This is a genomic window from Sphaerochaeta pleomorpha str. Grapes (assembly GCF_000236685.1).
In the GTDB taxonomy this organism is placed as follows: Bacteria; Spirochaetota; Spirochaetia; order Sphaerochaetales; family Sphaerochaetaceae; genus Sphaerochaeta; species Sphaerochaeta pleomorpha.
The window spans coordinates 2,705,391-2,728,813 of sequence record NC_016633.1; the positions used below are offsets into that span (position 1 = coordinate 2,705,391).

Consider the following 23,423-nt stretch of genomic DNA (forward strand, 5'->3'; position numbering starts at 1 on the left):
ATGGAGTTGTGGGCAGTTGAACTCATGGGTAAGTTTCACTATAATCTCGGGCTATGAGCGAACAGAACGTATCTACACATTGGGCGGATATATACGCCGACAAGATCATTCGGGAGAAGGGCGAAAAGGAGTGCTACACATGCGCTTCCGGCATCACCCCTTCTGGCACTGTACATATCGGGAACTTCAGGGAAATCATCTCCGTCGACCTGGTGGTGAAAGCCTTGCGGGCCAAAGGCAAAAACGTACGGTTCATCTACAGCTGGGATGATTATGACGTTTTCAGGAAAGTACCCAAGAACATGCCCCAGCCTGAATTGCTGGCAACCTATCTGCGCAAGCCCATTACCTTGGTCCCTGACACCACCGGCCGTGCAGAGAATTACGCCCGGGCTAATGAACTTGATGTAGAGAAAATTCTCCCGACTGTCGGGGTCGAGCCAGAGTTCCTCTACCAAGCCGAGCGTTACCGCAGCAGCCTCTATGCAGAAGGTATGCGCACTGCCCTTGAGAAAAAGGACGAGATCAAGGCAATCCTTGACGAATACCGCACAGAGCCCCTTGGTTCTGACTGGTGGCCTATCTCCGTGTTCTCCTCGTTCACGGACAAAGACAACACCACGATCCTCGGCTGGGACGGAGAGTGGGGGGTAACCTACCGCGATGACGAGAACGGCAAGACCGAAACCCTCGATCTGAGGACAACCAGCTATGCAAAACTCCCTTGGAGAATTGACTGGCCGATGCGTTGGGCCCGTGAAGGCGTTGACTTCGAACCCGCTGGCAAAGACCACCACAGTGAAGGCGGTTCGTTTGACACCTCCAAGAAGATTGTCACCGTATTCGGTGCTGAACCACCGGTTTCCTTCCAGTATGACTTTATCAGCATCAAGGGAAGGGGAGGGAAGATTTCCTCTTCCAGCGGAGAGGTTGTCTCTCTCTATGATGTACTGGAAGTCTATACCCCGGAAATTACACGGTACATGTTTGCAGGGACCAGACCCAATACTGAGTTCTCCATTTCCTTCGATCTCGATGTCTTGAAAATCTATGAGGACTATGACAACTGCGAACGAATCTATTTCGGTCTGCTTCCTGTAAACGAGAAGCGCAAGGCCAAGGAACAGAGAGTCTATGAACTGAGCCAGGTCGGGGAAATTCCCACTGAGGCCTGTTACCAGATTCCTTTCCGCCATCTGTGCAACCTGCTTCAGATTCATGGTGGCAATATCGACGAAGTACTGTCCACCCTCGATTCCATGACCAAGAGCCAGGAAGAGAGACTTCGTACCCGTTGTGCCTGTGCCTGGAACTGGATCACACAGTTCGCTCCCGAGGAATTCAAGTTCAAGCTGGCCTCTTTGGAAGATGAGAAAGTATCCCTTAGCGGTAATCTGCTGAAGGCTGTCCAGGCTCTGTCCACCGTGGTTTCCCAGATGGACACGCTCGACGAGAAGGCTTTTGTGACCATGCTTTACGCTGCTGCCACAGACAATGGGGTGGAAACCTCAGACTTCTTCACTGCTGTCTACCAGGTGCTTATCGGCAAAGAAAAAGGACCAAAGCTGGCTCCTTTTATCCAAGCTTGCGGGAAAGACAAGGTCTTGCCCATTCTTGCAAGATACTAGACTATCGGGTTTCGTTGAAAAGGGGGAGGGCATTTGCCCTCCCTGATTTTTAGGTGTATCCTAAAGCCTGCAAGGAGAATTACATGAAAGTATTGATGATTAACGGAAGTCCCCATAAAAAAGGATGTACCTATACTGCCTTGAACGAAGTAGCCTTGGCCTTGGAGAAAGAAGGGGTGGAATATGAAATCCTGCATATTGGCACCAGCACAACCCGTGGATGTATTGCCTGTGGAAAATGCAGGGAAACCGGGGAGTGTACCTTCAATGATGATTTGGTAAATACCGCAATCGAAAAGGCAAAAGCCTGTGACGCCCTGGTCCTTGGGTCGCCTGTTCACTATGCTTCTGCTGCAGGGGCTTTCACGGCTTTCCTTGATAGGATGTTTTACGCCGGTAGCAGCAACTTTGCCCTCAAGCCGGGCTGTGCCGTAGTTTCCTGCAGAAGGGGCGGCTCAAGTGCTACCTTCGACCAGCTGAATAAATATTTTACTATCAGCCAGATGCCGATTGTTTCCTCCACCTACTGGAACAGTGTGCACGGGCAGACCCCTGAGCAAGTCAAACAGGACCTGGAAGGCCTGCAGGTTATGAGAAACCTCGGTGCAAACCTAGCCTGGTTGCTGAAATGCATCGAGGCAGGCAAAGATACAGTTGCCAAACCGGTGGCTGAGAAACAGGCACGGACTAATTTCATCCGCTGATAGTGGCATGGGAATCTTGAGTCGCAAACATATTTTAGGATACCTTGCCAAAACGAAAGCAATTTACAGTCTTTGTATATTCCTCATACAAATTGATTGTTTGGTTGGAATCGAATTCGATTCGTGAAAGAACCTGCCAGCAATGAAAAACGGACAATCTTGGTTGTCCGTTTTTAGTATACGTATGAATTTGGAAATCCTTGCAAGCCTTCTTGGCTCAGAGTTATCTCAATATCTTGTCTAGTACAATGCCGTTGTTACGCCATTTGTCCTTGGCCTTTACCTGCAGGTCGAGACGGAGTTTCTTACCTGGGAAGATCAACCGAATTTCCTTTTCGGAGCCTTGGCGGATCTTCTTGATATTCTCTCCGCCCTTTCCCACGACAATGCCTTTTTGGCTGTCGCGCTCTACATTGATGAAGGCACGGATCCAGACAGTGTTTTCTGCTTCCTTGTATTCGATATCGGGGATTTCGACGAAAATGGAATGGGGAAGCTCATCGGTAACCAGGTTGATGGCTTTTTCCCTGATGATTTCACTTACCCTGAATTCAACCGGCTGGTCGGTATAGGAATCGACCGGGTAGAGCAATTCGCCCTCGGGGGCAAGCTTGAACAGCTCAATGAGAATCTCGTCCACGCCTTCGTCCTTTTTTGCAGAGGCGATGAGGACGGTCGAATCGGGAAGATGGTCGTGCAGGAACTGCTTCCCTTCTTCTATTTCGTTTTCTTTGAGAATATCACTCTTGTTCAGGCAACAAACCACCGGGGTCTTTGTTTTCGAAAGAATTGCTGCAATGGCAAGTTCTTCTTCCCCTGCGGGGCGTTTTGCATCGAGCATATAGAGGATGACATCGCATTCCTCCAAGCTTTTGACTGCCGTCTCCTGCAGGCGTTTGTTCATCTCCTTGTCACTGAGGTGGTAGCCCGGGGTGTCGGTAAAGATTAATTGGCCGCGCTCGTCGGTATAGATGCCCCTGATAGCGTTTCGCGTAGTCTGCGGGGTCCTTGCCGTAATCGAGACTTTCATTTCACAGATTGTATTGAGAAGGGTACTTTTGCCGGATGACGGCCTCCCTATAATTGCAACCGTAGCACATTTCATGGATGATTCCTCCGTTTGTGAGTATAGCCTATCGGCAAGGCAATGCCTACAGTCCCGTAGTAGGCTGCCTTGAGGCTTTGTTTCTTTTGTTGAATCCCTTTTCAATTGAACAGTAATCCCGTATACTCAACAAGAGCATTTATTTGCTCAAATCCATTAGGTAAGTGAGGCTTTCCATGCCACAGGAAGAAGAAAAGAAACCTGCAATCCAAGATCCGCAGATAACCGATAAATTGCTCAAAACCCGTTCCATTATGTTGAGCGGTGAAATTAACAAAGAGAGTGCAGAACAGGTAATCAAGCAATTGTTGGTTCTGGAAGGCGAGAGCCATGACCCCGTACGCATTTTTATCAACAGCCCCGGCGGCGACGTCGATGCCGGCTATGCGATCTTTGATATGGTCAGGTTCGTGACCTGCCCTGTATTTATGATCGGTATGGGCCTGGTTGCAAGTGCCGCTGCTCTGGTTTTGCTTGCAGTCCCCAAGGAATGCAGGGTAGCCCTTCCCAATTCCACCTATCTCATCCACCAGCCCATGAGCGGGATGAAGGGTGTCGCCACCGATATCGAGATCCATGCAAGGCAGATTGAAAAACTGAGAAGCAAGCTCGATGGCCTCATTGCCCAAGAGACCGGAAACACCCTCGAGAGGGTTAATGCAGATACCGAGCGCGACCACTGGCTTTCCAGTGAGGAAGCCATGGCCTATGGTTTGGTAAGCAAGATTGTAACTACTCGGAGTGAACTCTAGGAAATCTGATGCCTAAGACAAAATATTTGAGCGAAGCTGAGAAACAGTTTGGCAGACATTGTATGTACGTTGAAGAGATGTACAACGGGATGGGCTACAGCCTTCTTGCTGACACCATTGTCTACCTGCTGGCGCTCAGCTTCGGAGCAAACAACCTTGCCTTGGGTTACATAGCCTCTGCAAGCTATATCGCGGGGGTCGTCCTCCCGTTTGTCCCCCGCCTGTTCCAAGGGAAAAACCAGATAAAAGTACAGTCGACCGTCTGGTATCTGCGAGGCTTCGTATGCCTTGGATACCTTGGTCTTTTCTTTTTGGATGGCAGCGGGGCAGTTTTGCTTCTATTGGGCATCTATACCGTCTTTTGCATCTTCCGCATGATCGGGATTGCCCTCAATGATTTCACCATTAAAAGTATTAGCAGCGTAGCGAACCGGGGAAAAATCGTAGCTAACGTCAATGTTGCCTATCAGGGTTCCTCGATGGTTGTGCGGTGCCTTATGGCACTGGTGCTCGGGTTTCAACAATTCTCTGGGCTTTTCGGTATGGTCTTGTTACAGATGCTAGGGGTTGTCGGCAACACTCTTGCTTCGGCAAAGATTCGTCAGATTCCCTGTCGAAGCGTAGTAACGTACAAAAAGGGCCGCAACGTCGTTGTTTTGTTCAAGGAAGCGATGGCCCAGCATTCCTTCCGTCGCCGTCTTTTCTTGCGGTGGCTGTCCACGTGCGTAACCGTCATCTTTGGGATGACCGTGCCCTTTTTGCGTGTTGAGTTGCACCTGTCCGGCAGCGTAGTTGTCTTGTATTCGGTAATCCTTGGACTGGCTGTCGTCTTTGCCAGTTTTTTCAGCAAACAGTTTGCAGACCGGCTTGGGTCGAGGCCTTTGGTAGTGTTTTCCTCCCTGTTCTCCCTTTTCTTTCTGGTCGTTTGGACCCTGTTGCGGTCGACAACCTCCCCCTTATGGTTCTTTGTCCTGGGCTTCTTTACCAATTTCTTCATTTCCATGATTAACATCCTGGTAGTAAGGCTGGTTGCCCAGGTAATGCCTGATGACGAGGCAATCTCATTCAATTCCATGGTTAATTTTGTCATTGCAATCATTGCCTTGGCAGTTGGTCTTGTCAGTGGCTATCTTGCCGATAAAGGGGAGCTTGCCAGCACTCTCTTTACCTTGGAAGGGAGCGCTGCAGGCAATGGGTATAGCCTGGTTTTCCTCTTTGCCATTGCCCTTACGGTGGTGGAGACCTTGGTGGCTACCCGTCTACTGGAGGTAGGTTCCTATTCTTCCCAGGCCGCGGCAGCGGTCATATTCTCCGTACACGGGCTGCAGGCGGTGTCGATGATCGAGAGACTTGAACATACCACCGACCCGAGTAAACGCCGTGCCTTGATGTTGGCTCTGGGGAACAACCTCAACAACGTGGCTACCAGCGAAATGCGCAGCATCCTGGCCTCCCCGTTTTCAACGGACAAACTTGAGGCTATCAGGGCATTGGGTGACCGGCCCCGGCCTTCTCTGCTTGACGATCTGATACGGGTTGCCCAGGACAACGATTCCTACCTCCAGCTCGATGCCATTGCGGCGTTGGGCTCCTATAGCAAAGATGCCAGGGCAAAGGCCGCCTTGGCCGAACTTTTGCATGAAGGCCGTTGGTCTTCTGTACGGTCGATGGCCAGCAAATCACTTGCAAGGATAACCGAGAGTACCGAGTATCTTCCCATCGTCAATGACCTTTCGCTCAAGGCGAAGCATATAGATGAGGAAATAGACTTTCTCATTGCAAAGCGTTTCATGGACAAGCAAGGTTCGTTTTACCAGGATTTCTTCCTGTCCGTGGAACAAAGGCGGTCGGCTACTTATCGCCAGACTAGGTATGCGGTCCTTGCTTCCTTTTTGAAATTCGGTTCTCCCCGGCTTGCCCATCTGTTTGAGCTTATGAACAACGGTGATGTCAAGGATTTCCTGTCAGGCTTCCTTACCGAAGCCAGGGACCTTCCGCAGATTGACGAACGCTACGATGAAATCCTTCAGGCCTTCGAGAAACAGGACTGGGAATTTGTCAGTACCTTCTGCATGGGGGTTCTCGATACGTGTGATGTATCCCAGGATTCCTGTTTCGAAAACCTGCGGCTGGGGATGCTCAAGGCAAAGGATATGGATATCAGGCAATTCGATATCCAGGACTTCCTTGCAGAACTGTATTTCAGCTATTCCTTGGGGAAAAACTCAAGGGTTTGAAGCAGTATTACCGATTTTTTACCTCCCTTATAGGAGGTAGCCATGAAAATCCCTGTCATCCTGCTTGTTATACTGACTTTCTGTGGTTGTTCGTTGGATGCAAACGCCAAGGAAGATACCACCTTCAAGATCCTGACCTACAATGTCCAGAATTTGATGGATGATAAGCTGGATGGCACCGAATATGAGGAATATAAACCTTCTGCAAGCTGGAATACCGATGCCTATTACCAACGTTTGAAAAAGGTAGCGCAGGTTTTGTCCTATAGGGATATCGGCCTTTGTGATGTTTTGGTATTGCAGGAAGTGGAGAATGCAACAGTTGTTGAAGATTTGTTGCGAAGGCACCTTGCCAGAAAAGGCTACATCTGGTTTGCCACGGCCAGGGAAAAGGGCGGTGCGATCAGCACTGCCCTGATAAGCAGGCAAAAGCCTGAGCGTGTCCTTGTCCATCAAGTTCCCTCTGCTCGTCCCGTTATCGAGGCAGTCTTTGCCACCGAGGAAGGATATGTTTCCGTGTTTGCAGTCCATGCAAAAAGCCAGATTGGGGATCCTGGGGAAACCGAGGCGTTACGCCTGGAAATGGCCCGTACGGTTACCGGGGCAGCTGGCAAGGACAATGATCATCTTATTGTAGTCTGTGGGGATTTCAATGAAGACCCTGATGCCTTCACCCAGGGGTCGGGAAACCAGACGGCCCTTATCCAGACAACTTCCAGTGAGGCCCGCCCTTTTATGGCTACCGGTTCGTTTGGCATAACGGGAATGCAAGAAGAGGTGTTTGCCGATGCCTGGTACAGCCCTTTTTTGGATGAGGAAAATCATTTTACCCTAGCAGGAAGTTGTTATTTTTCCGGCCAGTGGCATAGGTATGACCAGTTTTTGGGAAATGGGATGCTATTTGACAGGAAGGGCTGGGAATATGGATCTTGCAAAGTCATTGCCCCCTCCTTCTGCTCGAACGCAGACCAGACGCCCCTTGGATGGAGAGTGGAAAGTAAAAGTGGGGTCAGCGACCATTATCCTGTGTTGCTGACCCTTGTGAAAACATTATGACTTTGCGGTTTTTGAATCGGTCTTGGGGAATTTCAATTCATAGAAAATCTGCTCAAGTTCGAGTGCAATGTTGATGTTATGGATAACAGGCATGACGCCGTCGCTCTGGAGCTGTGGCTTGAGTGTTATGGGGCTGAAGTTCAGAATGCCCATGACTCCTGCTTTTACAAGCCGTTCGTAGCTGTCAGCAGCTGCCTGTTCCGGAACCGTAATGATTCCTGCAGTAACCTCGAGAGCCTCAACCACTTCATCGATTCTGCTGATAGGATAGATGGGGACCGGGTGGGATGCATCGCTGTATACCAAGGGGTCGCTGTCGAATCCTGCAACAATTCTAATACCATCGGGTTCAAATCCGTTGTAATGCATCAACGCACGGCCAATTCTTCCGCAACCAATGATAATACAGTTCTGCGGATCGCCTTTGCCAAGGATGGTTCCGAGCGAAGAAAGCAGGTCATAGATCTCATATCCGCCTCTTTTTTGCCCGTGTATGCCCAATTGCGAAAAATCTTTCCGTACAATCGCAGCGGAAACACCAGCAGCGTCAGCTAAGTTATGTGCAAACACTTTCTCGAGTCCGATAGTCTTGAGACGATTAAGTGATCTGTAGTACCGTGTGATTCGTATAAGTTGGTCGTTGTTCATATTCGGCTCTCCTGTTAATGTGATTTAGTGTAGATTAAAAACAAAAATTGGTCAATATAAAAAAACGTAAAGCAATTCCGAGACACAAAATACAACATAAACTGTGCTCTAATAATATACATGTCCAGTATAAAAATGCTATTATACCCCAAAACATTATTCTGGGTATTGGAGGTTACATGTCGGTAAATAGCGAATTCAAGTTCTCTCCCGAATTGATAGCATTCATCAAGGAGTGGAAGGGCAAACCGGGGAACCTTATCATGGTTCTCCATAAAGTGCAGGAAGAACAGAGCTATATCTCACGTGAGGCAGCAGACCAGGTTTCCAACCTTCTCGACGTTCCCCTTGCAACAATTTGGGGTGTTGTTTCTTTCTATCATTTTTTCAAGCTTACCAAACCTGGCAAGCATAACATCCAGGTCTGTCTGGGTACCGCCTGTTATCTGAAAGGTGGCCAGATACTGGTCGATGAATTGGGGAAACAACTCAACCTTGAGCTCGGCGGAGTTTCAACGGATGGCGAATTCTCCCTTGAGGCTGTCCGTTGTGTCGGTTGCTGTGGGCTTGCCCCGGTCATGACCGTTGGCGGTGAGGTTTTCGGAAAAGTCACAAAAGACCAGATTTCCGGAATTATCGAGAAATTCAAATAAGGAAAGCGATACAGGGCAATGCATATCTTTATCTGTGATTTTTTGCTGGATATTGTCCAGAACTCGTATGAAGCAGGAAGTACCCAGGTAATTCTTGACATACAGGAGACCGGTACCAGAATGCAGTTTCTGGTTCACGATAACGGCAAGGGAATGGATAAGGCTTTGCAGGAAAAGGTGTTGGACCCTTTTTATACGAATGGGGTCAAACATATAAAACGGAAGGTCGGATTGGGATTGCCGTTTCTTGTCCAGGCGGTTGAAGCCGGTGGTGGAAACTTTTCCCTTAGTTCCGAACCAGGTGTAGGGACGGATGTTGGTTTTGGTTTCGACCTTGGCAATATCGACACCCCGCCATTGGGCGATCTCCCTTCAACACTGATGCTTCTGATGAGTCATCCGCTTGCGGTTGAATTTATTGTCAGACGATCGCTCTCGACCGAGAAAGGCCGAGGAGACTATGCGGTTTCAAAATCGGAGTTGGAGGATGTTCTGGGACCCTTGACACAGTGCGGTGCAATGACCTTGCTGTTGGAGTTTCTCCAGTCCCAGGAAGATGACCTGAAGCAGTTTTATGTGGAGCACACACCTTCTGTAGTGTAGCTCTGTTTCGCAGAATATTGAGGAGACGTGAACAATGGGTAAAATGACTCTTGAGGAATTGAGAAAACTGAGGGAAACCAAGCAGAGTGCCTTGCAGAAGCGCGATATCGAAGGCAAGGATTGTCAGGTTGTCGTCGGAATGGGTACTTGTGGTATCGCCGCAGGGGCCAAGGTCGTGCTGGATGCTTTCCTGCAGATTCTTGATGAACACAAAATCACTAACGTATCCGTCACCCAGACCGGATGCATGGGCCTTTGCTATGTGGAACCGACCATTGAGGTTTTGGTCCCCGGTATGCCCGATGTTATTTATGGTAAGGTAGATGCCGCAACGGTCAAAAAGATTGTTGAGCAGCACATCATCGCTAAGCAACTGGTTACTGATCATCTCTTTGATCGTCCGGCTGCCGATATCATGAAGAAGGACGGGGGTAGATAATGGCTTTCAGAAACTACATCTTGGTCTGTGGAGGTACGGCCTGTGAATCAAGCCGTTCAGACCAGATTTACCAGAACCTTGTGGAAGAATGTAAGGCACAGGGCTTGGCAGAAGAGGTTCAGGTTGTAAAAACCGGATGTTTCGGTTTTTGTGAACAGGGACCAATCGTAAAGATCCTTCCCGAGGATTCCTTTTATGTAAAGGTAAAACCCGAGGATGCCAAGGAAATTGTCGCAGAACATATCGTAAAGGGCCGTGTAGTTACCCGTCTTCTCTATAATAAGGAAGCGAGCCAGAAACATGCGAAGGTCGAGGATATCCAGTTCTACCAGAAACAGTTCCGTATCGTTTTGAGAAACTGTGGTTTTATCGATCCCGAGAACATTGACGAATATATTGCCCGTGAAGGGTATGCAGCCCTCGAGAAGGCTCTTTTCGAAATGACCAGCGATGATATCATTGACGAATTGAAGACATCTGGTTTGCGTGGTCGCGGTGGTGCCGGATTCCCTACCTGGATGAAGTGGAACTTCTCCAAGCAGGCCGAGAACGAAGTAAAGTATGTTGTCTGTAATGCCGATGAAGGCGACCCGGGTGCATACATGGACCGTTCTACCCTTGAAGGGGACCCGCATTCAGTCCTTGAGGCAATGACCATCTGTGGTAAGGCAATCGGGGCTAAACAGGGCTTTATCTACATCCGCGCAGAATATCCCTTGGCTATCCATCGTCTGGAAGTAGCCATGAAGCAGTCACGTGAATATGGCTTGCTCGGAGAGAATATCCTTGGCAGCGGTTTTGATTTCGATATTGAGATCAGGCTCGGTGCAGGCGCATTCGTCTGTGGTGAGGAAACCGCTTTGTTGCAGTCGATCGAAGGACACCGTGGTATGCCACAGCCTCGTCCACCGTTCCCTGCCGTCAAGGGCCTCTGGGGAAAACCGACTGTAATCAACAACGTTGAGACCTGGGCAAATATTCCTGTCATCATTACCAAGGGTGGAAACTGGTTCAATAAAATCGGTACTGCCGACAGTAAGGGAACCAAAGTCTTTGCCTTGACCGGTAAGATCAGCAACTCAGGCCTTGTCGAGGTTCCGATGGGCACTACCTTGAGGGAAATCGTATTTGATATCGGCGGCGGTATTGCCCATGGAAAGAAATTCAAGGCAGTACAGACCGGTGGTCCCAGCGGTGGCGTTATTACCGAGGCAAACCTCGATACCCCGATTGACTTCGGTTCTTTGGTACGCATCGGTTCCATGATGGGAAGCGGTGGAATGATTGTAATGGATGAAGACGATTGTATCGTCGACGTTGCAAAATTCTATCTGAACTTCACCGTTGATGAATCCTGTGGAAAATGTGCTCCCTGCCGTATCGGTGGAAGATCTCTTTGCAATATCCTTGAAAAGATAACCGCGGGGAACGGGACGCTCCAGGACCTGGAGACCTTGAAGACCATCGGCGCAGCTATGAAGAAAGGTTCACTCTGTGCCCTTGGACAGACGGCTCCAAACCCGGTTCTTTCTTCCATGAAATTCTTCCCAGAGGAATACATGGCGCATATCATCGATAAGAAATGTCCAAGCGGTACTTGTAAGAAGTTGGTTACCTATTCCATTAATCCGGAAAAGTGTATTGGCTGTACGGCTTGCGCCCGCAAGTGCCCAGTCGGTGCCATTACCGGGGAAAGGAAGCAGGTCCACTCCATCAACTCCAGCATTTGTATCAAGTGCGGTGTGTGTAAGGAGACTTGCAAATTTGGAGCAGTCGAGGTCCATTAGGACCCCCAAGAGGAGGAATCAATTGAGTATCGTACATGTAAAGATAAATGGTATCCCCGTTGAAGTCGCAGAGGGTACCAGCGTATTGAATGCAGCAAAGGCTGCCGGGGTCCGTATTCCGACCCTTTGTTATCACGAAGACCTTAAGCCCTTCGGTTCCTGTGGCCTGTGCATTGTAAAGCAGGAAGGAAACGCAAAGATCCTTCGTGCCTGTGCTTCCCCCGTCAACGAGGGTTTGAGTGTCATTACCAACGACCCGGAGTTGTTCTCCGTTCGTAAGACCATCCTTGAATTGATGCTGAGCACTCATCCGTCTTCCTGTTTGACCTGTATTCGCAATGGCGAATGCGAGTTGCAGGACCTTGCCGCCGAGTTCGGTATCAGGGAACAGCCGTTTGAAGTCAGGCTCAATGAAAAACCGATCGACAAGTCCACCGCTTCCATCGTCCTTGATCCTGTTAAGTGTATCAAGTGCGGTCGTTGCGTACAGGTCTGCCAGGACCTCCAGGGTGTATTCGCCCTTGAGTTCATCGGCCGTGGTGATGGTACCTGCATGGCTCCTGCTGCAATGCTCTCCCTTGATGACAGCCCGTGTGTAAAGTGTGGCCAGTGTGCTGCCCATTGCCCCGTCGGTGCCATCTACGAAAGGGATGAGACTGATATTTTCCGTTCTGCAGTCGCGGATCCGGAAAAGAAGGTTGTCGTACAGATTGCCCCGTCGATTCGTGTCGGCCTGAGCGAATCCTTCGGGCTTCCCTCCGGTACCGTTACGACCAAGAAAATTTACACTGCCCTGCGCAAAATCGGTGCAGATGTAATCCACGATACCAACTTCAGTGCTGACTTGACCATCATGGAAGAAGGTAGTGAGCTGGTGAACCGTTTGACCACCGGAGGCGTCTTGCCTCAGCTGACAAGCTGTTGCCCGGCTTGGATCGACTATGTCGAGAAGTATTATCCAGACTTGTTGGATAATGTTTCCAGTGCCAAAAGCCCTATGATGATGCAGGGAGCCATTACCAAGACCTACTATGCCCAGAAGGCTGGCATAGATCCTGCAAAGATTTTCTCTGTCGCCATCATGCCCTGTACTGCCAAAAAGTACGAGATTATCCGTGATGACAACATGCAGGCCTCAGGGTATCCTGATGTTGATTTGGTACTGACAACACGTGAACTTGCCCGCCTTATCAAGAGCTCTGGCATGGACTTCCTCAAGCTTGAGGAAGAGGAAGCTGATAGCCCGATCGGTGAGTATTCCGGTGCAGGTACCATCTTCGGTGCCACCGGTGGTGTCATGGAAGCAGCAGTAAGGACCGCTTACCATCTCGTTACCAAGAAGGAAATGGAGAAGGTAGAGGTTGAAGCTGTCCGTGGTCTGGACAATATCAAGAAGGGAACCGTTGATTTTGATGGTACCCCTGTAAGGGTAGCTGTTGTCCATGGTCTTTCAAACGTCAAAGTCTTGATGGATGAGATTCGAGCGGCCAAAGCCGAAGGCAGAACTGCCCCGTACGAGTTCATCGAAATCATGGCTTGCCGTGGCGGTTGTATTGCAGGCGGTGGCCAGCCTTACGGTGCCGACGACGAGTTGCGCAAGGAAAGAAGTGAAGGTCTGTACCAGGATGACAAGGACAGCAAGGTCAGGTGCTCGCACCAGAACCCGTCCATCCTCAAGATCTACGAGGATTTCCTTACCGAGCCAATGAGCCATGAGGCCCATCACTTGTTGCACACCAAGTATCACGAGATTCCTGTCTACAAGGCGTAATCTTGCATACAGTTAGTTGATTTGCTGCCCGGCTTCGAAAAGAGGTCGGGCTTACTTTTGCCGGTATGCAAGGGCCTTTTTGCATGGAGGTACTCTACAATCTCCTGTCAGTTACAAAGGAAAAGTGGTTCGGTTAAACTGCAAACCCTAGGGTTTTCGTTTGAGCTCCCGGTTTTTCGAGAAATGTATCTGGATTGAATTGGAAAAATGTGGTATATTCATTTGGCTTAATGATATAAAAGGGAATGGTTGTGAACTCATCAAAAAGGATTGAGCCTTACATCCTTCAATGGTTCTTTGTAAACCCTTTGTTATGGGAGAAGCGGGTCCTGCATGATTTTATCTCAAACTCCGCCTGGTTTGTTACACCTCCTGCCTGGTTTTCTCATAACCGGGAGATGTTTTATCGTATATTTTCTAGCCTGGACCTACGGTGCAATTGTGTTAATTGTAAATTTGGGTTATTTACGAAAGAGGAAAGGACGTATGTATGTATTTTATTGATAAAAAAATACCTAGGGAAAAGAATATAACCAAGAGACAGGAATGGCTTTGTCACCTGATCGTACTTTCAGGTTATTTTTGCATACTGATAAATTTTGTTACACTGGTGGGGGTCTGGATTTGGATAGTCCGTCCTGCACATCTGCCCTATTCGACGTATTACTATTGGGTCCACTATATACTATCCCCCTCCCTCATATTACTGGCTGTGGTGGGTGCGGTCGATCTGTTTGTGAAAAACAAAAAGGTGACTCTTACGGTAAAACAATACAGTGTCATTTTGCTTTTGGTGTTCTGCCTTGCATTCACGATTGTGGTGCACAAGATTGCTTTGGTGCTGTTAGCTTCTTTTGCCATTCCTGTTTTTGTTTCATCTATTTTTTCAAAACCCAAAATGACAAGGAATATATATCTCATCTGTTTTGTAATGACCATCGCGTGTACCTTATGCATTATTCCTGATATTCCCCAGCGTATCGAGGCTGGATATATCTGGGTCGAACTGGTTTCGGCGTTGGCAATTCTGAGCATCTCCTTTGTATTCTCGAAAATACTGATACGCAATACCATGGAAAATCTGGCAGAATTGAAAATTTCCTATGAAACACAGTCAAAAATGCATTCTCTCATGCAGTTCGATCGCTTCACTGGACTGAACAATCGCTCTACTTTTGATGAAGTCTTTGTCACTTGTATCAATGAGAGTTCCCGGACCAAAGAACCGTTATCGCTTGTACTCATCGATCTGGATCACTTCAAATCTGTAAACGATTCATTCGGGCATGCAAAAGGTGACGAGGTCTTGCTGTATTTCTCGCAACTTTTAAAGGGTCTGGAAGGCCAGGACGTATATGCTTTCCGTTTTGGAGGAGATGAGTTTGCCTTGCTTTGCAAGTATAGGGACTCTTTTTCATTACTGACAGAATGTGAAAAACTGCGCCTGAAATATTTTCAGGAATCTCCTAAGGCCTTGGGGCTTTCCATTACCTTCAGTTGCGGCATAGCTTCTTTCAATGAACGTTTCAAAGATGCAAGCTCTCTCTTTAATGCAGCAGACCAGGCCCTTTATATGGCCAAACAACAGGGTAGAAACCAGACTGTGCTTGCAGAAAATGTCTTGCATGGCAACTAAATGAGATAGCTGATTGTTATAAGGCCTTCTGAGCAGATTCTTTTGCTTCAGGCAAATCGCCTGAGTTGATACGCTTGTTTCTCTGGTTTCTATTCCTCTTTCTGTTTATTGCAAGGCGTGAGTCTTTGCACTGTCCCCCTGTCTTGAATTGTTGTATATTTTTTCTATGGAAACATTATACTTGGAGCGGCTTGAGGATCTTTCCCTTCTCGTACATGACGACCTGATTGAGTATGCACTGATAAGTGATGGTTTGCTACATGTTGGGATTCCCGGAGGCAGGAGTGCAAAGCCCTTGGTTCAGGGAATACTTTCCTGTCCACCAGAAATCCTTTCACGATTGTGCATCTATCTGGTTGATGAACGTCTCAGCGGCGAGACCAATTTTAGTACTTTGCTCGATGTCGGCCTAAAAGAGGCCTTTGCAAGCGGGCTTCTCAAACCTGAACAACTGGTAGTCCCCCAAAGGGAAAAGCCTCTTATGGGGAATGACGGCAAATTGTCTTTGCTTTATCTGGGCGTCGGGGAAGATGGCCATATAGCCTCGTTGTTTCCCTCTTCATATCCTCTTTTGGATGAGCAGGGCAAAGAGGGGATTGCCCTTGTGGACAATAGCCCCAAACCCCCTGCCCAGCGGATTACCGTAACCTATCGTGGTTTTCGAACCTGGGCAAAGCAAGCAAAAATCCGGTTGTTGTTTCTTGGTGAGAGCAAAAGGGAAGCCTTGCTCCGTTTTCTTTTGGGCAAGGAAGGGGCATCTTCACTCCCTTGCAGGTTTTTCGTTCTTGAGGGTTTTACCGTGACCGTTGTTACCGATTTGAAAGGAATACCGAAATGAAAAGAATAATTATCCAATTTGGGGGAACAGGCGATCTGGTACGTACTAAATTATACCCGGCATATGACAACCTCATTCGCAAAGGGTTCGATTTTACTACGCTTGCCTTGGGAAGAAGGTTTTCTGACCGTGGCGATTTTTTGGCCTCCATGGTAGATTCCAGCGTATCAGATGCTTTTCTCGAACGACTCGATTACCTTTCCTATGATATGGCCGATCCGAATGCAACGGATTTATTGCATGACCGCCTGCAACAGATAATCGCTGATAATACGGAGATTGAGCTCATCTATTACCTTGCCTTGCAGCCTTCCTTGTATGAAGAGGTAATCAACCAGATACAGAAAGTAGATTCCCAGGTTTCCTGCGCCTGCCGGATTTCAAAGAAAATCGTGGTGGAAAAACCTTTCGGGTTCGATTTGGAGAGTGCCGAACGATATAATGAAATCCTGCTGAAGGGCTTTTCCGACAAAGAGATATACCGGGTAGACCACTATCTTGGCAAGGAATTCATGCAGAATCTTTTGATCCTTCGGTTCCATAATGATATTATCCGGAAAATCTGGGATAACAATTCTATTGAGAACATCCAGATTATCTTTGACGAAACCCATGGGGTTGACCAGAGGTTGGGTTTCTATGAGAAAATCGGGGTGGTAAGGGATACCATCCAGAATCATATCATGCAGATTGTCACCTACCTTACCATGAATGAACCTGTAGCACTTACCCCTGAAGATATCTCGATGGAAAAAGTGAAAGTCCTGCGGTCGATTGCCCCTATCACAGACTTTCATATGGGGAAATACGATACCTTGGGCGCGAGTAGCAACCATGAGGTCAACACCCCCACCTATGCAGCCTTCAAACTCTCTGTGAATACCTATGATTTTACAGGCATCCCCATCTATGTACGAACAGGTAAAATGCAGAAAGAGCCTAAATCACTCATCTATATAAAGTTCAGGAACACCACGAAAAAAGCGATGCACGATGAGACAATTGCAGAGAACGGTGTAATCATAACCATTCACCCGGAACTATCCATCGATATCTGCATGAATCTCAAGCAACCGAACACTTCCTGGAAATCGAAACCGGTGAGGTTTCGGTTCAATCAAGCAGAGACCTTCGGTGCAAATACCCCAGAGGCCTATGAACAGATTGTACGGAAGATACTTGAAGGCGATAAGAGCCTTTTTCCCACAATGCAGGAAATCAAGGAGTCCTGGAGGATCGTCGTCCCTATGCTGGAGGAAGACATTCCCTTGGAGGTATATCCTTCCAGAGCGCTTCCCTCCTTTGTTGCCGGGCTTTCCGAGCATGATGGTTTTACCTGGTTTGCCTAGGCAAGGTGAAGCCAAAGGCAAAAAAAAGGACGCAGGTTGTGAGCCTGTGTCCAGATAGGGGTTATTTGCATAACGCTGTCTTTTTGACCTCAGTCCTCCTACTGGGGAATCCTGAAAAGTAGGATTTTATTTGCGGTTTTTGAAAACACAATCAGAAATTCCCTGTCAGGGGAAAGTGCTGCCCCCGAGGGCTGGAAGATTCCCAGGCTTGCCGCCCCAAGATAGGAGAGCTCACTTGTGGAGCTATCTACTGCGAAACAGTGTATGTTTTTACTGTCTTGGCAGATGGCATAGAGCACAGTCCTGGATGGATTGACTATGAGTTGCTCTATTCCCAGCATACTGTCTATCCCGTTCTGTCCGGAAAGCCAGATATCGGCTTGTTCCCAGTTCAGTGCCGATGTGTTTGTAAACCTGTTCAATGCATTCCCAGTCCCGCAGACTACGTTCGAATCATTGAGGAATGCAACTGAACGAATCCCGCTCAGATAGGGAGTTCCATTTGTTTCTGAACTGAAATTCTTGTCATTCGCGATCAGTTTGTTTGAGTTGTCCCTTGTACAAAGCTTAAGTAACCCATCAGGTTCGCTGAACAGTGCAGCCTTGTTGTTTCCCGGCGCAATTGCCATGCCTGAGAATTCCTGTAATGAGGAGAATAGGAAATAGGTATAGGAATTCGTCTGGAAATCTTCGGCATTCGACGCATACATATTGCTCATAGGTAGGTCGGTAGAGCCTGGAACCGTACAGTAGAGCGTTCCGTTTGACCCATCAAGAGAAAGCATATCGATATCAGAAAAAGTCAGGGTAGAACCATCGGATTTTGTATATTTGACGTTGTTCCGGTAAAAAAGCTTTGTCAATGTTGCATCTGAGGCATCGTACTGGTAAAGCGCAATCCCAGGCGTTGTTGCATCGGCAATGGCAACCCGGTAGGAATTCGGGTCGACAAGCATATCGGTAATGCCAACGGTGTTGAAATCGTCAGAGGTCGAATAGGACCGGATGACTTCCATAGTATCTCGGACGATCCTGCATACTTGCAGGGAATTGTGGGTTGCACTAGCCAGTAATACTTTTCCGTCGGGAAGGAATGCTACTTTCGTATCCCCAGCGACATACAGGCCCTCGGTACCGTCCGCTACCTCGGTCATGAGAACTGGAATATCCGGTGTCCCCCCGACCGTTGCCTGAAAAGTAAAACTGGCTGACCCGGAACTGGCCAGTAAGGCTCCCGTTGCTATGACATCAAGGCGATGGGTCCCGCTGGAAGGAACAAACGTACAATCAAGCCCAGTTGCAATCTGTTGTCCATCAAGGAACCAGGAAATCTCCAAACTCCCATTGTCAGAGATATTCATAGTTGCTATCTCAGCAGTTACGTTTTGCATTGCAATCATAGTTGAAGACAACCCGCTGATTGAACATTCAATCGGGGTTCCGGCCTTGTTTATCAAGGTTAGCGAGCTGGGGATTTCTGCAAATTTATCCAGATCCAGGGTAATGGTTCCCTCTGTAATCTTGTTTCCTACAACCCGGACAGCCTCTGCGCAACCGGCAACGGCGATGCTGCCGCTATACAGTCGTGCTTGGACCGTATAGGAACCGGCAGGGTAAAACGCGCTATAGGTCACTGAACCGTTGGCATAATTGTTAATCGTCGGTGCTACCGCAGTCTTTACCCCCTCTTGATTGGTTACCGATAGTTCGATGGACGCATTGGAAATCTTTTCCATATCCCATTGGAAATTGATGGTCATGGTTCCCGTTCCCTTGAGGGTGTTTAGCTGCACGGTTACATTCTTGGGTTCCGTGGTCAAAAGGAAAGAATTGGAGCCCTCGACAAGGTCGACGTCGGAACTGTTTTGCCCGATTGCATATAAATCCCAGTTTCCGATGAGCAAACCCTCGATTTCCAGGCTGGAGTTCGAAGATTCCATGGAGAACGTGTTTCCCTGGGGGCCCGTGCCCTGGACCACATATTTTGTTACTTCAAGTGGAATCCCTGTAGGGACCAAGGATCTTTCCGTGGGATTCTGTACATTTTGCAAAGTCAGGCGCAAGGTAGACCTTGCAGGGTCTTCTTTGCAGCCTGCCAGATTGAGTGATGCCATGACCAGAAGGAGAATTGCAAACCAACTGGGGATGGATACGTGTTTTTTCATAAGTGCCTCCAAACGGAAAGGAGGTTTTCTTAGGGTATTGCTTCACGAATATTGCTTTTTCTCTGGAAAACATAATACTGGAGGCATCATGAAACTGAAAAACATTTTATCAGAGAAACTTGTACGGTACCCTCTCAAAGCCAACTCAAAACGAGAGGTGATTTCTGAACTGTTAGGAATCCTTGTAGCTGAGGGAAAAGTCATTGACCCTGCTCAGGCTCTCTCTGATATCCTGGAAAGGGAGAAAAAAATGACGACGGGGATACAGAATGGCGTTGCCATTCCCCATGCCAAGACCAGGGCTGTTGAAAAACTCACTGCTTGCATTGGCATTAAACCTGAAGGCCTGGATTTCCAATCCTTGGACGGAAAGCCCTCCCAGATTTTCATCCTTACCCTGTCACCTTACGATGAAATGAGCGTGCATGTGCAGTTTATGGCGGAAATAAGCATGGTTATTAAATCAGAAGCAATCCGCAATACGATGATCAAGGCCACGAGCAAAGGTGAAATTCTCTCTGTCTTTGGACTATAGTACTTTATTTTTGTCTTGTATGAGATTACATTCAGAGTATGAAAACAATCATCAAAGCCTGCTTGTTGGCATTAACTCTTGTTATTGTCTTTTTTTCACCGGCAAAGATCGGTGTCGTCCTGTATTATTCCCTGTTTCCCCTCTTATTTGTACTGGTTTACCTTTTTTACCTCATCTCCTATGGGGTATCGGAAAAAGACGTACAAAAGGTTAGGAACGAACCCTATACCCTTTCTTTCTTCTGTGGAATGGTACCGCCTTTAGGTGAAGGGGATTTGATCAGGGGGAGACTGGTCATAGATCACAAGCAATTGGTGCTTTACAAACGCTCTGACACTGCCTGGTCAAAAGATGTTCCTTGCAAGCCTGTATGGAATCTGGATGTCTCTGAATTGAGTAGTATAGGGGTAGGTCCCGTTTTGTCTGTGCGTAAGGGGCTTGTTTTCTATGTAGGGGAAAATTCTTTCCGCTTTGTCTATGCCAAAGCCAAGAAACAGAAGAGTAAGATTGTAGAGGCTCTGGGATGGAGTGAAAATCCGCAGGTCCCCCAAGGGGTTGAGGTTTTCTCAGAGGCGGCCAATGCCCCCTCTTTTCCAAAGGCTGTCGAGACCAAGGAACCGGAAAAGGAAAAAGACTAGAATCTGAACCCGACTCCCAGTTGCAAAGGCTGTATGACCCAATGATTTTCAAAGGAAGGAATTTCCAATTGGTAGGTAATCCCTGTCGAGGCAAAAAGACTGAAAGAATCAGTAAGCATGTAACGGATCCCTGCCATTGCCTCTGCTGTAATTCCCCAGGTAAACGAGCTGTTTTGGTCGTAGAAAAGCGTCGGCCCTAGGGCAATGGAGAGAGGGAAGGTCACATTTCCCTTTCCTAGTGTCCAAATTGCCTTGCCGAGCAAGCTTGCATATATCCTGTTCGGAGTCTCATAGATCATTCCCAATTCGAGGGATCCTCCCCATACGAAGGAATCGACAGTCCCTGTCAAATCAAGGCTTGCCTTTATCCCATTGGAAAAGGGGTCAAGCTGTTTATCGAAGAAAGAAATCGAAAGCACCATCTCAGGACTGTTTTCTTTTGCTATCTCTGGGATATCAGCATCAGGAGCAGGTTGGACAGCTTCTGTTACCGCTACCTTTGGGTTCTGTGGGTTTCCCGCAACTAGGGGTTCTACGGTAACCTCGGCAACCATGGGGGTTTCTGAATTCTTATTTTGCAGTACTTCCTCGCTCGTTTCAGGGAGTATTGTTTTTTCCGGGATATCTGCCGTTATCAATTGTCCACGGATTCCCAGGGCACTTGAAGGCATGGTCAAGGGAGCTGCAGTTGCCAGGGTTTTTCCATCCCTGACTTTTAAAAGATTTGCCAGTATCGGGTCTTCCGGCCTCGGCATTTCTTCAATCTCTGGCACAGAGGCTAGGGGTACAGGCTCTTCTAACATGGTAGAAATAGCAATGGGCTCCTGTAAGGAAACCACTGGTTCAGCCTCTGTTACTTCTTGTTTGGTTTCTGGTATTTCTTTGATTGCTACAGGTTGGGTTATCGCTTTTTCTTTTGCAACCTGAGGTTCCTGCCTAAGGGGCTCTGCACTTTGTACTGTCGCGGTCTCTACTTCTGCCTTCCCTGGTCTGAAAAGCCAGTATGTAACACCAAGGACTGAGAGACTGGAGATTATGAGTAACAGTATTACAAGGTTTCTTCTCACGACAGGGCTCCTTATGCATAAGTATACTGAATATTTTAAGACTTTCCCTGGGTTTCTGCTACTATTTTTTATGAAACTCTATGTTTCTCCCAAATAGTTCCTTGCTAACTGCTAAAAAATACACATAACAGCGCATGCACAATTGAAAAGAAGCCCTATTGGTTCTTTTTATAGTTTTGAATACTAAATCCTATGTAGTTAATATGAAGGATATTTTCCTTTTGTTCCCCATGCTAGGGTGATTCACGCAGGGGAAATACAATGAAAAAAGCAATTGTTACGGTACTGTTGGTGCTCATCCTTTCTTGTCTGTATGCTGAAAAGAGTGCTGTACCGTATGTCTCTCTGGATGGTTCCTCCATCGATTTCCTCTGGAATGATTGTCTGCAAACCAGAATTGATCTGGGAGTCAATTTCTCTTCAGGTTTTGGGATCAGCTTTCCATTGACGCTTCTATCAGATACTACCTATAGCGACGTAACGTTGCTTGACTTTGGTCTCTTCTTGAATTATCGCCCCTTCTCTGATGGTTTCTTTGTTTCTGTTTCCCTTTTCCAGATGGGAATGTATTTCGGATTGGATAAACCTGCACAGGGAAACCCCTATCTCAATGAGGTTGCCTTTGGATACACCTGGCATGTCTCGTCGCACCTTTTCTTGGAGCCCAAATTACTAATCAGGGACCCCAGTGGTGTATTCCAAAACGAATATGACATCATTTCGGGAGTATTTCCCGATTATGCCCCGGTTCGTTTCTCTGTCTCTCTGGGTTGGGATTTTCTTGCCGCTCCTGTGCCCGAGACAGGAGGCGAAGAATCTATGCGGCAGGAAGGAGAGACTGTACAGTGAACAAATCTTTGCAGAAGATTGTAACGTGGGTTGTCGTGGGGGTGCTGGTCCTTCAGTTTTCAGGGTGCTCCCTCGGTTGGGAGGCCAGTTCGAGGGCTAAAGTGACCGACGAGCAATTGTTTCCTACGGTAGCAAGGTTGATCGAGGAACAAAAGGATGTGGTTTGGGCTTATCTGGATGAAGATGTGGCCAAGACCCTCAAGGGGGAACTTCCCCAAGGGCTTGAGATTGTCGAGAATACCCTAGCTGAAGACCATGGCCGTGACTACCTTGAGTTTTGCTATGCTGTGAGCCAAGGCAATGATGAGAATCAGGTTGAAACCGTCGTAGAATTTGCCAAAGACCTTATCAGTGCCGAGGAAATGGTAAACCTGGAGAGTAAACTGCAGGAAACCAGATCCATCATGATGCAAAACGGAGAGAACCTTGCCAAAGGTCTGGCTCCCTCCCAGCGGGCGGCTTTCTGGAAAGACATGCAGAAAATGGTCACAAGGACCCTGGTCCTGTTTGCTGCCGGTATTGTCTATGCCTTTATCCCGAATGTTGTATTCTGGGGAAAGGTTACCGCAGCCTCTGCCGTTGCCCTCGCAGCAGGTGTAGTTGCAAGCTCAATCATGTCGCTCTGGCGATATTACCAGTTCGGGGGAAACCTTGACGAGTCATTCAATGAATGGCTCATGACCGTTACAACCGAACCCGAGGTTTCGTTCGCAATGGCTTCAAGTATGCTTGCGGTGGGAAAAACACTCAAGAGAGGCCCTGTGGTAACCGGAATAGTCATTTGCGTGTTTGCCCTTTACAATATTATAGACATGGTGAAGCCTATGCTGAAGGAGTATAATTTCACCGTTTAGAAATGTTTTTGCCGGAGTACTTCATCGGTACCCGGCATATTTGCAGGTTGCTCTCCCCCTTGGTTTGTGAAATAATGATTCCATTGGAAATAAAGGTTTCTAAGGAGAT

The 23,423-nt window shown here is 47.9% G+C and carries 21 protein-coding genes; 17 read left to right on the top strand and 4 right to left on the bottom strand.

Annotated elements, in window-relative coordinates:
* The first annotated feature begins 53 nt into the window (after window positions 1–53).
* On the top strand, window positions 54–1,628 hold the full coding sequence (lysS, locus tag SPIGRAPES_RS12300) for a lysine--tRNA ligase (RefSeq protein ID WP_014271069.1): 1,575 nt from the start codon (window positions 54–56) through the stop codon (window positions 1,626–1,628).
* 83 nt (window positions 1,629–1,711) lie between these two features.
* Window positions 1,712–2,332 (top strand): flavodoxin family protein, encoded by a 621-nt coding sequence (locus SPIGRAPES_RS12305; protein ID WP_014271070.1) that lies wholly within the window; start codon window positions 1,712–1,714, stop codon window positions 2,330–2,332.
* Window positions 2,333–2,555: 223 nt separating this feature from the next.
* Here SPIGRAPES_RS12305 and era read toward each other — a convergent pair whose 3' ends face one another.
* A complete protein-coding gene (era, locus tag SPIGRAPES_RS12310) occupies window positions 2,556–3,437 on the bottom strand; it encodes a GTPase Era (RefSeq protein ID WP_014271071.1) in 882 nt (293 codons plus the stop codon).
* A gap of 176 nt (window positions 3,438–3,613) precedes the next feature.
* Between era and SPIGRAPES_RS12315 the strand changes: the two genes are divergently transcribed.
* From SPIGRAPES_RS12315 to SPIGRAPES_RS12325, 3 genes are read left to right on the top strand one after another with little or no spacing between them, the layout of a single operon-like run.
* Window positions 3,614–4,189, top strand: a complete 576-nt coding sequence (locus SPIGRAPES_RS12315) for an ATP-dependent Clp protease proteolytic subunit (RefSeq protein WP_014271072.1) — start codon at window positions 3,614–3,616, stop codon at window positions 4,187–4,189.
* 8 nt (window positions 4,190–4,197) lie between these two features.
* Window positions 4,198–6,426, top strand: coding sequence for an MFS transporter (locus SPIGRAPES_RS12320; protein ID WP_014271073.1), 2,229 nt, complete (start codon window positions 4,198–4,200; stop codon window positions 6,424–6,426).
* Window positions 6,427–6,468: 42 nt separating this feature from the next.
* Window positions 6,469–7,482 (top strand): endonuclease/exonuclease/phosphatase family protein, encoded by a 1,014-nt coding sequence (locus tag SPIGRAPES_RS12325; protein WP_014271074.1) that lies wholly within the window; start codon window positions 6,469–6,471, stop codon window positions 7,480–7,482.
* Here the strand turns inward: SPIGRAPES_RS12325 and SPIGRAPES_RS12330 are convergent.
* A complete protein-coding gene (locus SPIGRAPES_RS12330; RefSeq protein WP_014271075.1) occupies window positions 7,477–8,130 on the bottom strand; it encodes a redox-sensing transcriptional repressor Rex in 654 nt (217 codons plus the stop codon). The two genes, SPIGRAPES_RS12325 and SPIGRAPES_RS12330, sit on opposite strands and share 6 nt — an antisense overlap.
* 179 nt (window positions 8,131–8,309) lie before the next feature.
* On the opposite strand from SPIGRAPES_RS12330, the gene SPIGRAPES_RS12335 reads away from it, so the two are divergent.
* The 8 genes from SPIGRAPES_RS12335 to SPIGRAPES_RS12370 all read left to right on the top strand — a co-directional run bounded on the left by SPIGRAPES_RS12335 (window position 8,310) and on the right by SPIGRAPES_RS12370 (window position 17,206).
* The gene (locus tag SPIGRAPES_RS12335; protein WP_014271076.1) at window positions 8,310–8,783 is read left to right on the top strand and encodes an NADH-quinone oxidoreductase subunit NuoE family protein; all 474 of its coding nucleotides are present in this window, start codon (window positions 8,310–8,312) and stop codon (window positions 8,781–8,783) included.
* Between the two features lie 18 nt (window positions 8,784–8,801).
* Window positions 8,802–9,386 carry an ATP-binding protein gene (locus SPIGRAPES_RS12340; protein ID WP_014271077.1) on the top strand — a complete coding sequence of 195 codons (585 nt, stop codon included), beginning with the start codon at window positions 8,802–8,804 and terminating at the stop codon, window positions 9,384–9,386.
* Between the two features lie 34 nt (window positions 9,387–9,420).
* The gene (locus tag SPIGRAPES_RS12345; protein ID WP_014271078.1) at window positions 9,421–9,825 is read left to right on the top strand and encodes a (2Fe-2S) ferredoxin domain-containing protein; all 405 of its coding nucleotides are present in this window, start codon (window positions 9,421–9,423) and stop codon (window positions 9,823–9,825) included.
* The gene (locus SPIGRAPES_RS12350; RefSeq protein WP_014271079.1) at window positions 9,825–11,612 is read left to right on the top strand and encodes an NADH-quinone oxidoreductase subunit NuoF; all 1,788 of its coding nucleotides are present in this window, start codon (window positions 9,825–9,827) and stop codon (window positions 11,610–11,612) included. Before SPIGRAPES_RS12345 ends, SPIGRAPES_RS12350 begins: the two co-directional genes overlap by 1 nt.
* A gap of 22 nt (window positions 11,613–11,634) precedes the next feature.
* On the top strand, window positions 11,635–13,383 hold the full coding sequence (locus tag SPIGRAPES_RS12355; RefSeq protein ID WP_014271080.1) for an NADH-dependent [FeFe] hydrogenase, group A6: 1,749 nt from the start codon (window positions 11,635–11,637) through the stop codon (window positions 13,381–13,383).
* Between the two features lie 490 nt (window positions 13,384–13,873).
* A complete protein-coding gene (locus SPIGRAPES_RS16640; protein WP_014271081.1) occupies window positions 13,874–15,019 on the top strand; it encodes a GGDEF domain-containing protein in 1,146 nt (381 codons plus the stop codon).
* 166 nt (window positions 15,020–15,185) lie between these two features.
* On the top strand, window positions 15,186–15,857 hold the full coding sequence (locus SPIGRAPES_RS16645) for a 6-phosphogluconolactonase (RefSeq protein ID WP_014271082.1): 672 nt from the start codon (window positions 15,186–15,188) through the stop codon (window positions 15,855–15,857).
* Window positions 15,854–17,206 carry a glucose-6-phosphate dehydrogenase gene (locus SPIGRAPES_RS12370; RefSeq protein ID WP_014271083.1) on the top strand — a complete coding sequence of 451 codons (1,353 nt, stop codon included), beginning with the start codon at window positions 15,854–15,856 and terminating at the stop codon, window positions 17,204–17,206. Before SPIGRAPES_RS16645 ends, SPIGRAPES_RS12370 begins: the two co-directional genes overlap by 4 nt.
* A gap of 98 nt (window positions 17,207–17,304) precedes the next feature.
* Here SPIGRAPES_RS12370 and SPIGRAPES_RS12375 read toward each other — a convergent pair whose 3' ends face one another.
* On the bottom strand, window positions 17,305–19,371 hold the full coding sequence (locus SPIGRAPES_RS12375) for a lactonase family protein (RefSeq protein WP_014271084.1): 2,067 nt from the start codon (window positions 19,369–19,371) through the stop codon (window positions 17,305–17,307).
* An 88-nt stretch (window positions 19,372–19,459) separates the two neighbouring features.
* Between SPIGRAPES_RS12375 and SPIGRAPES_RS12380 the strand changes: the two genes are divergently transcribed.
* Both SPIGRAPES_RS12380 and SPIGRAPES_RS12385 read left to right on the top strand, forming a co-directional pair.
* Window positions 19,460–19,906 (top strand): PTS sugar transporter subunit IIA, encoded by a 447-nt coding sequence (locus SPIGRAPES_RS12380; protein ID WP_014271085.1) that lies wholly within the window; start codon window positions 19,460–19,462, stop codon window positions 19,904–19,906.
* Between the two features lie 38 nt (window positions 19,907–19,944).
* The gene (locus SPIGRAPES_RS12385) at window positions 19,945–20,544 is read left to right on the top strand and encodes a hypothetical protein (RefSeq protein WP_014271086.1); all 600 of its coding nucleotides are present in this window, start codon (window positions 19,945–19,947) and stop codon (window positions 20,542–20,544) included.
* Here SPIGRAPES_RS12385 and SPIGRAPES_RS12390 read toward each other — a convergent pair.
* On the bottom strand, window positions 20,541–21,611 hold the full coding sequence (locus SPIGRAPES_RS12390) for a hypothetical protein (protein ID WP_014271087.1): 1,071 nt from the start codon (window positions 21,609–21,611) through the stop codon (window positions 20,541–20,543). The genes SPIGRAPES_RS12385 and SPIGRAPES_RS12390 overlap by 4 nt on opposite strands.
* Window positions 21,612–21,872: 261 nt before the next feature.
* Between SPIGRAPES_RS12390 and SPIGRAPES_RS12395 the strand changes: the two genes are divergently transcribed.
* A complete protein-coding gene (locus tag SPIGRAPES_RS12395; protein ID WP_014271088.1) occupies window positions 21,873–22,460 on the top strand; it encodes a hypothetical protein in 588 nt (195 codons plus the stop codon).
* Complete coding sequence (locus tag SPIGRAPES_RS12400) at window positions 22,457–23,314, top strand: hypothetical protein (protein WP_014271089.1); 858 nt, start codon at window positions 22,457–22,459, stop codon at window positions 23,312–23,314. The genes SPIGRAPES_RS12395 and SPIGRAPES_RS12400 overlap by 4 nt, the downstream gene beginning before the upstream one ends.
* Window positions 23,315–23,423 lie beyond the last annotated feature (109 nt).

Coding starts and splice junctions, on each gene's coding strand:
- lysS (WP_014271069.1), top strand. CDS start 54: ATGAGCGAACAGAACGTATCTACACATTGGGCGGATATATACGCCGAC.
- SPIGRAPES_RS12305 (WP_014271070.1), top strand. CDS start 1,712: ATGAAAGTATTGATGATTAACGGAAGTCCCCATAAAAAAGGATGTACC.
- era (WP_014271071.1), bottom strand. CDS start 3,437: ATGAAATGTGCTACGGTTGCAATTATAGGGAGGCCGTCATCCGGCAAA.
- SPIGRAPES_RS12315 (WP_014271072.1), top strand. CDS start 3,614: ATGCCACAGGAAGAAGAAAAGAAACCTGCAATCCAAGATCCGCAGATA.
- SPIGRAPES_RS12320 (WP_014271073.1), top strand. CDS start 4,198: ATGCCTAAGACAAAATATTTGAGCGAAGCTGAGAAACAGTTTGGCAGA.
- SPIGRAPES_RS12325 (WP_014271074.1), top strand. CDS start 6,469: ATGAAAATCCCTGTCATCCTGCTTGTTATACTGACTTTCTGTGGTTGT.
- SPIGRAPES_RS12330 (WP_014271075.1), bottom strand. CDS start 8,130: ATGAACAACGACCAACTTATACGAATCACACGGTACTACAGATCACTT.
- SPIGRAPES_RS12335 (WP_014271076.1), top strand. CDS start 8,310: ATGTCGGTAAATAGCGAATTCAAGTTCTCTCCCGAATTGATAGCATTC.
- SPIGRAPES_RS12340 (WP_014271077.1), top strand. CDS start 8,802: ATGCATATCTTTATCTGTGATTTTTTGCTGGATATTGTCCAGAACTCG.
- SPIGRAPES_RS12345 (WP_014271078.1), top strand. CDS start 9,421: ATGGGTAAAATGACTCTTGAGGAATTGAGAAAACTGAGGGAAACCAAG.
- SPIGRAPES_RS12350 (WP_014271079.1), top strand. CDS start 9,825: ATGGCTTTCAGAAACTACATCTTGGTCTGTGGAGGTACGGCCTGTGAA.
- SPIGRAPES_RS16640 (WP_014271081.1), top strand. CDS start 13,874: ATGTATTTTATTGATAAAAAAATACCTAGGGAAAAGAATATAACCAAG.
- SPIGRAPES_RS16645 (WP_014271082.1), top strand. CDS start 15,186: ATGGAAACATTATACTTGGAGCGGCTTGAGGATCTTTCCCTTCTCGTA.
- SPIGRAPES_RS12370 (WP_014271083.1), top strand. CDS start 15,854: ATGAAAAGAATAATTATCCAATTTGGGGGAACAGGCGATCTGGTACGT.
- SPIGRAPES_RS12375 (WP_014271084.1), bottom strand. CDS start 19,371: ATGAAAAAACACGTATCCATCCCCAGTTGGTTTGCAATTCTCCTTCTG.
- SPIGRAPES_RS12380 (WP_014271085.1), top strand. CDS start 19,460: ATGAAACTGAAAAACATTTTATCAGAGAAACTTGTACGGTACCCTCTC.
- SPIGRAPES_RS12385 (WP_014271086.1), top strand. CDS start 19,945: ATGAAAACAATCATCAAAGCCTGCTTGTTGGCATTAACTCTTGTTATT.
- SPIGRAPES_RS12395 (WP_014271088.1), top strand. CDS start 21,873: ATGAAAAAAGCAATTGTTACGGTACTGTTGGTGCTCATCCTTTCTTGT.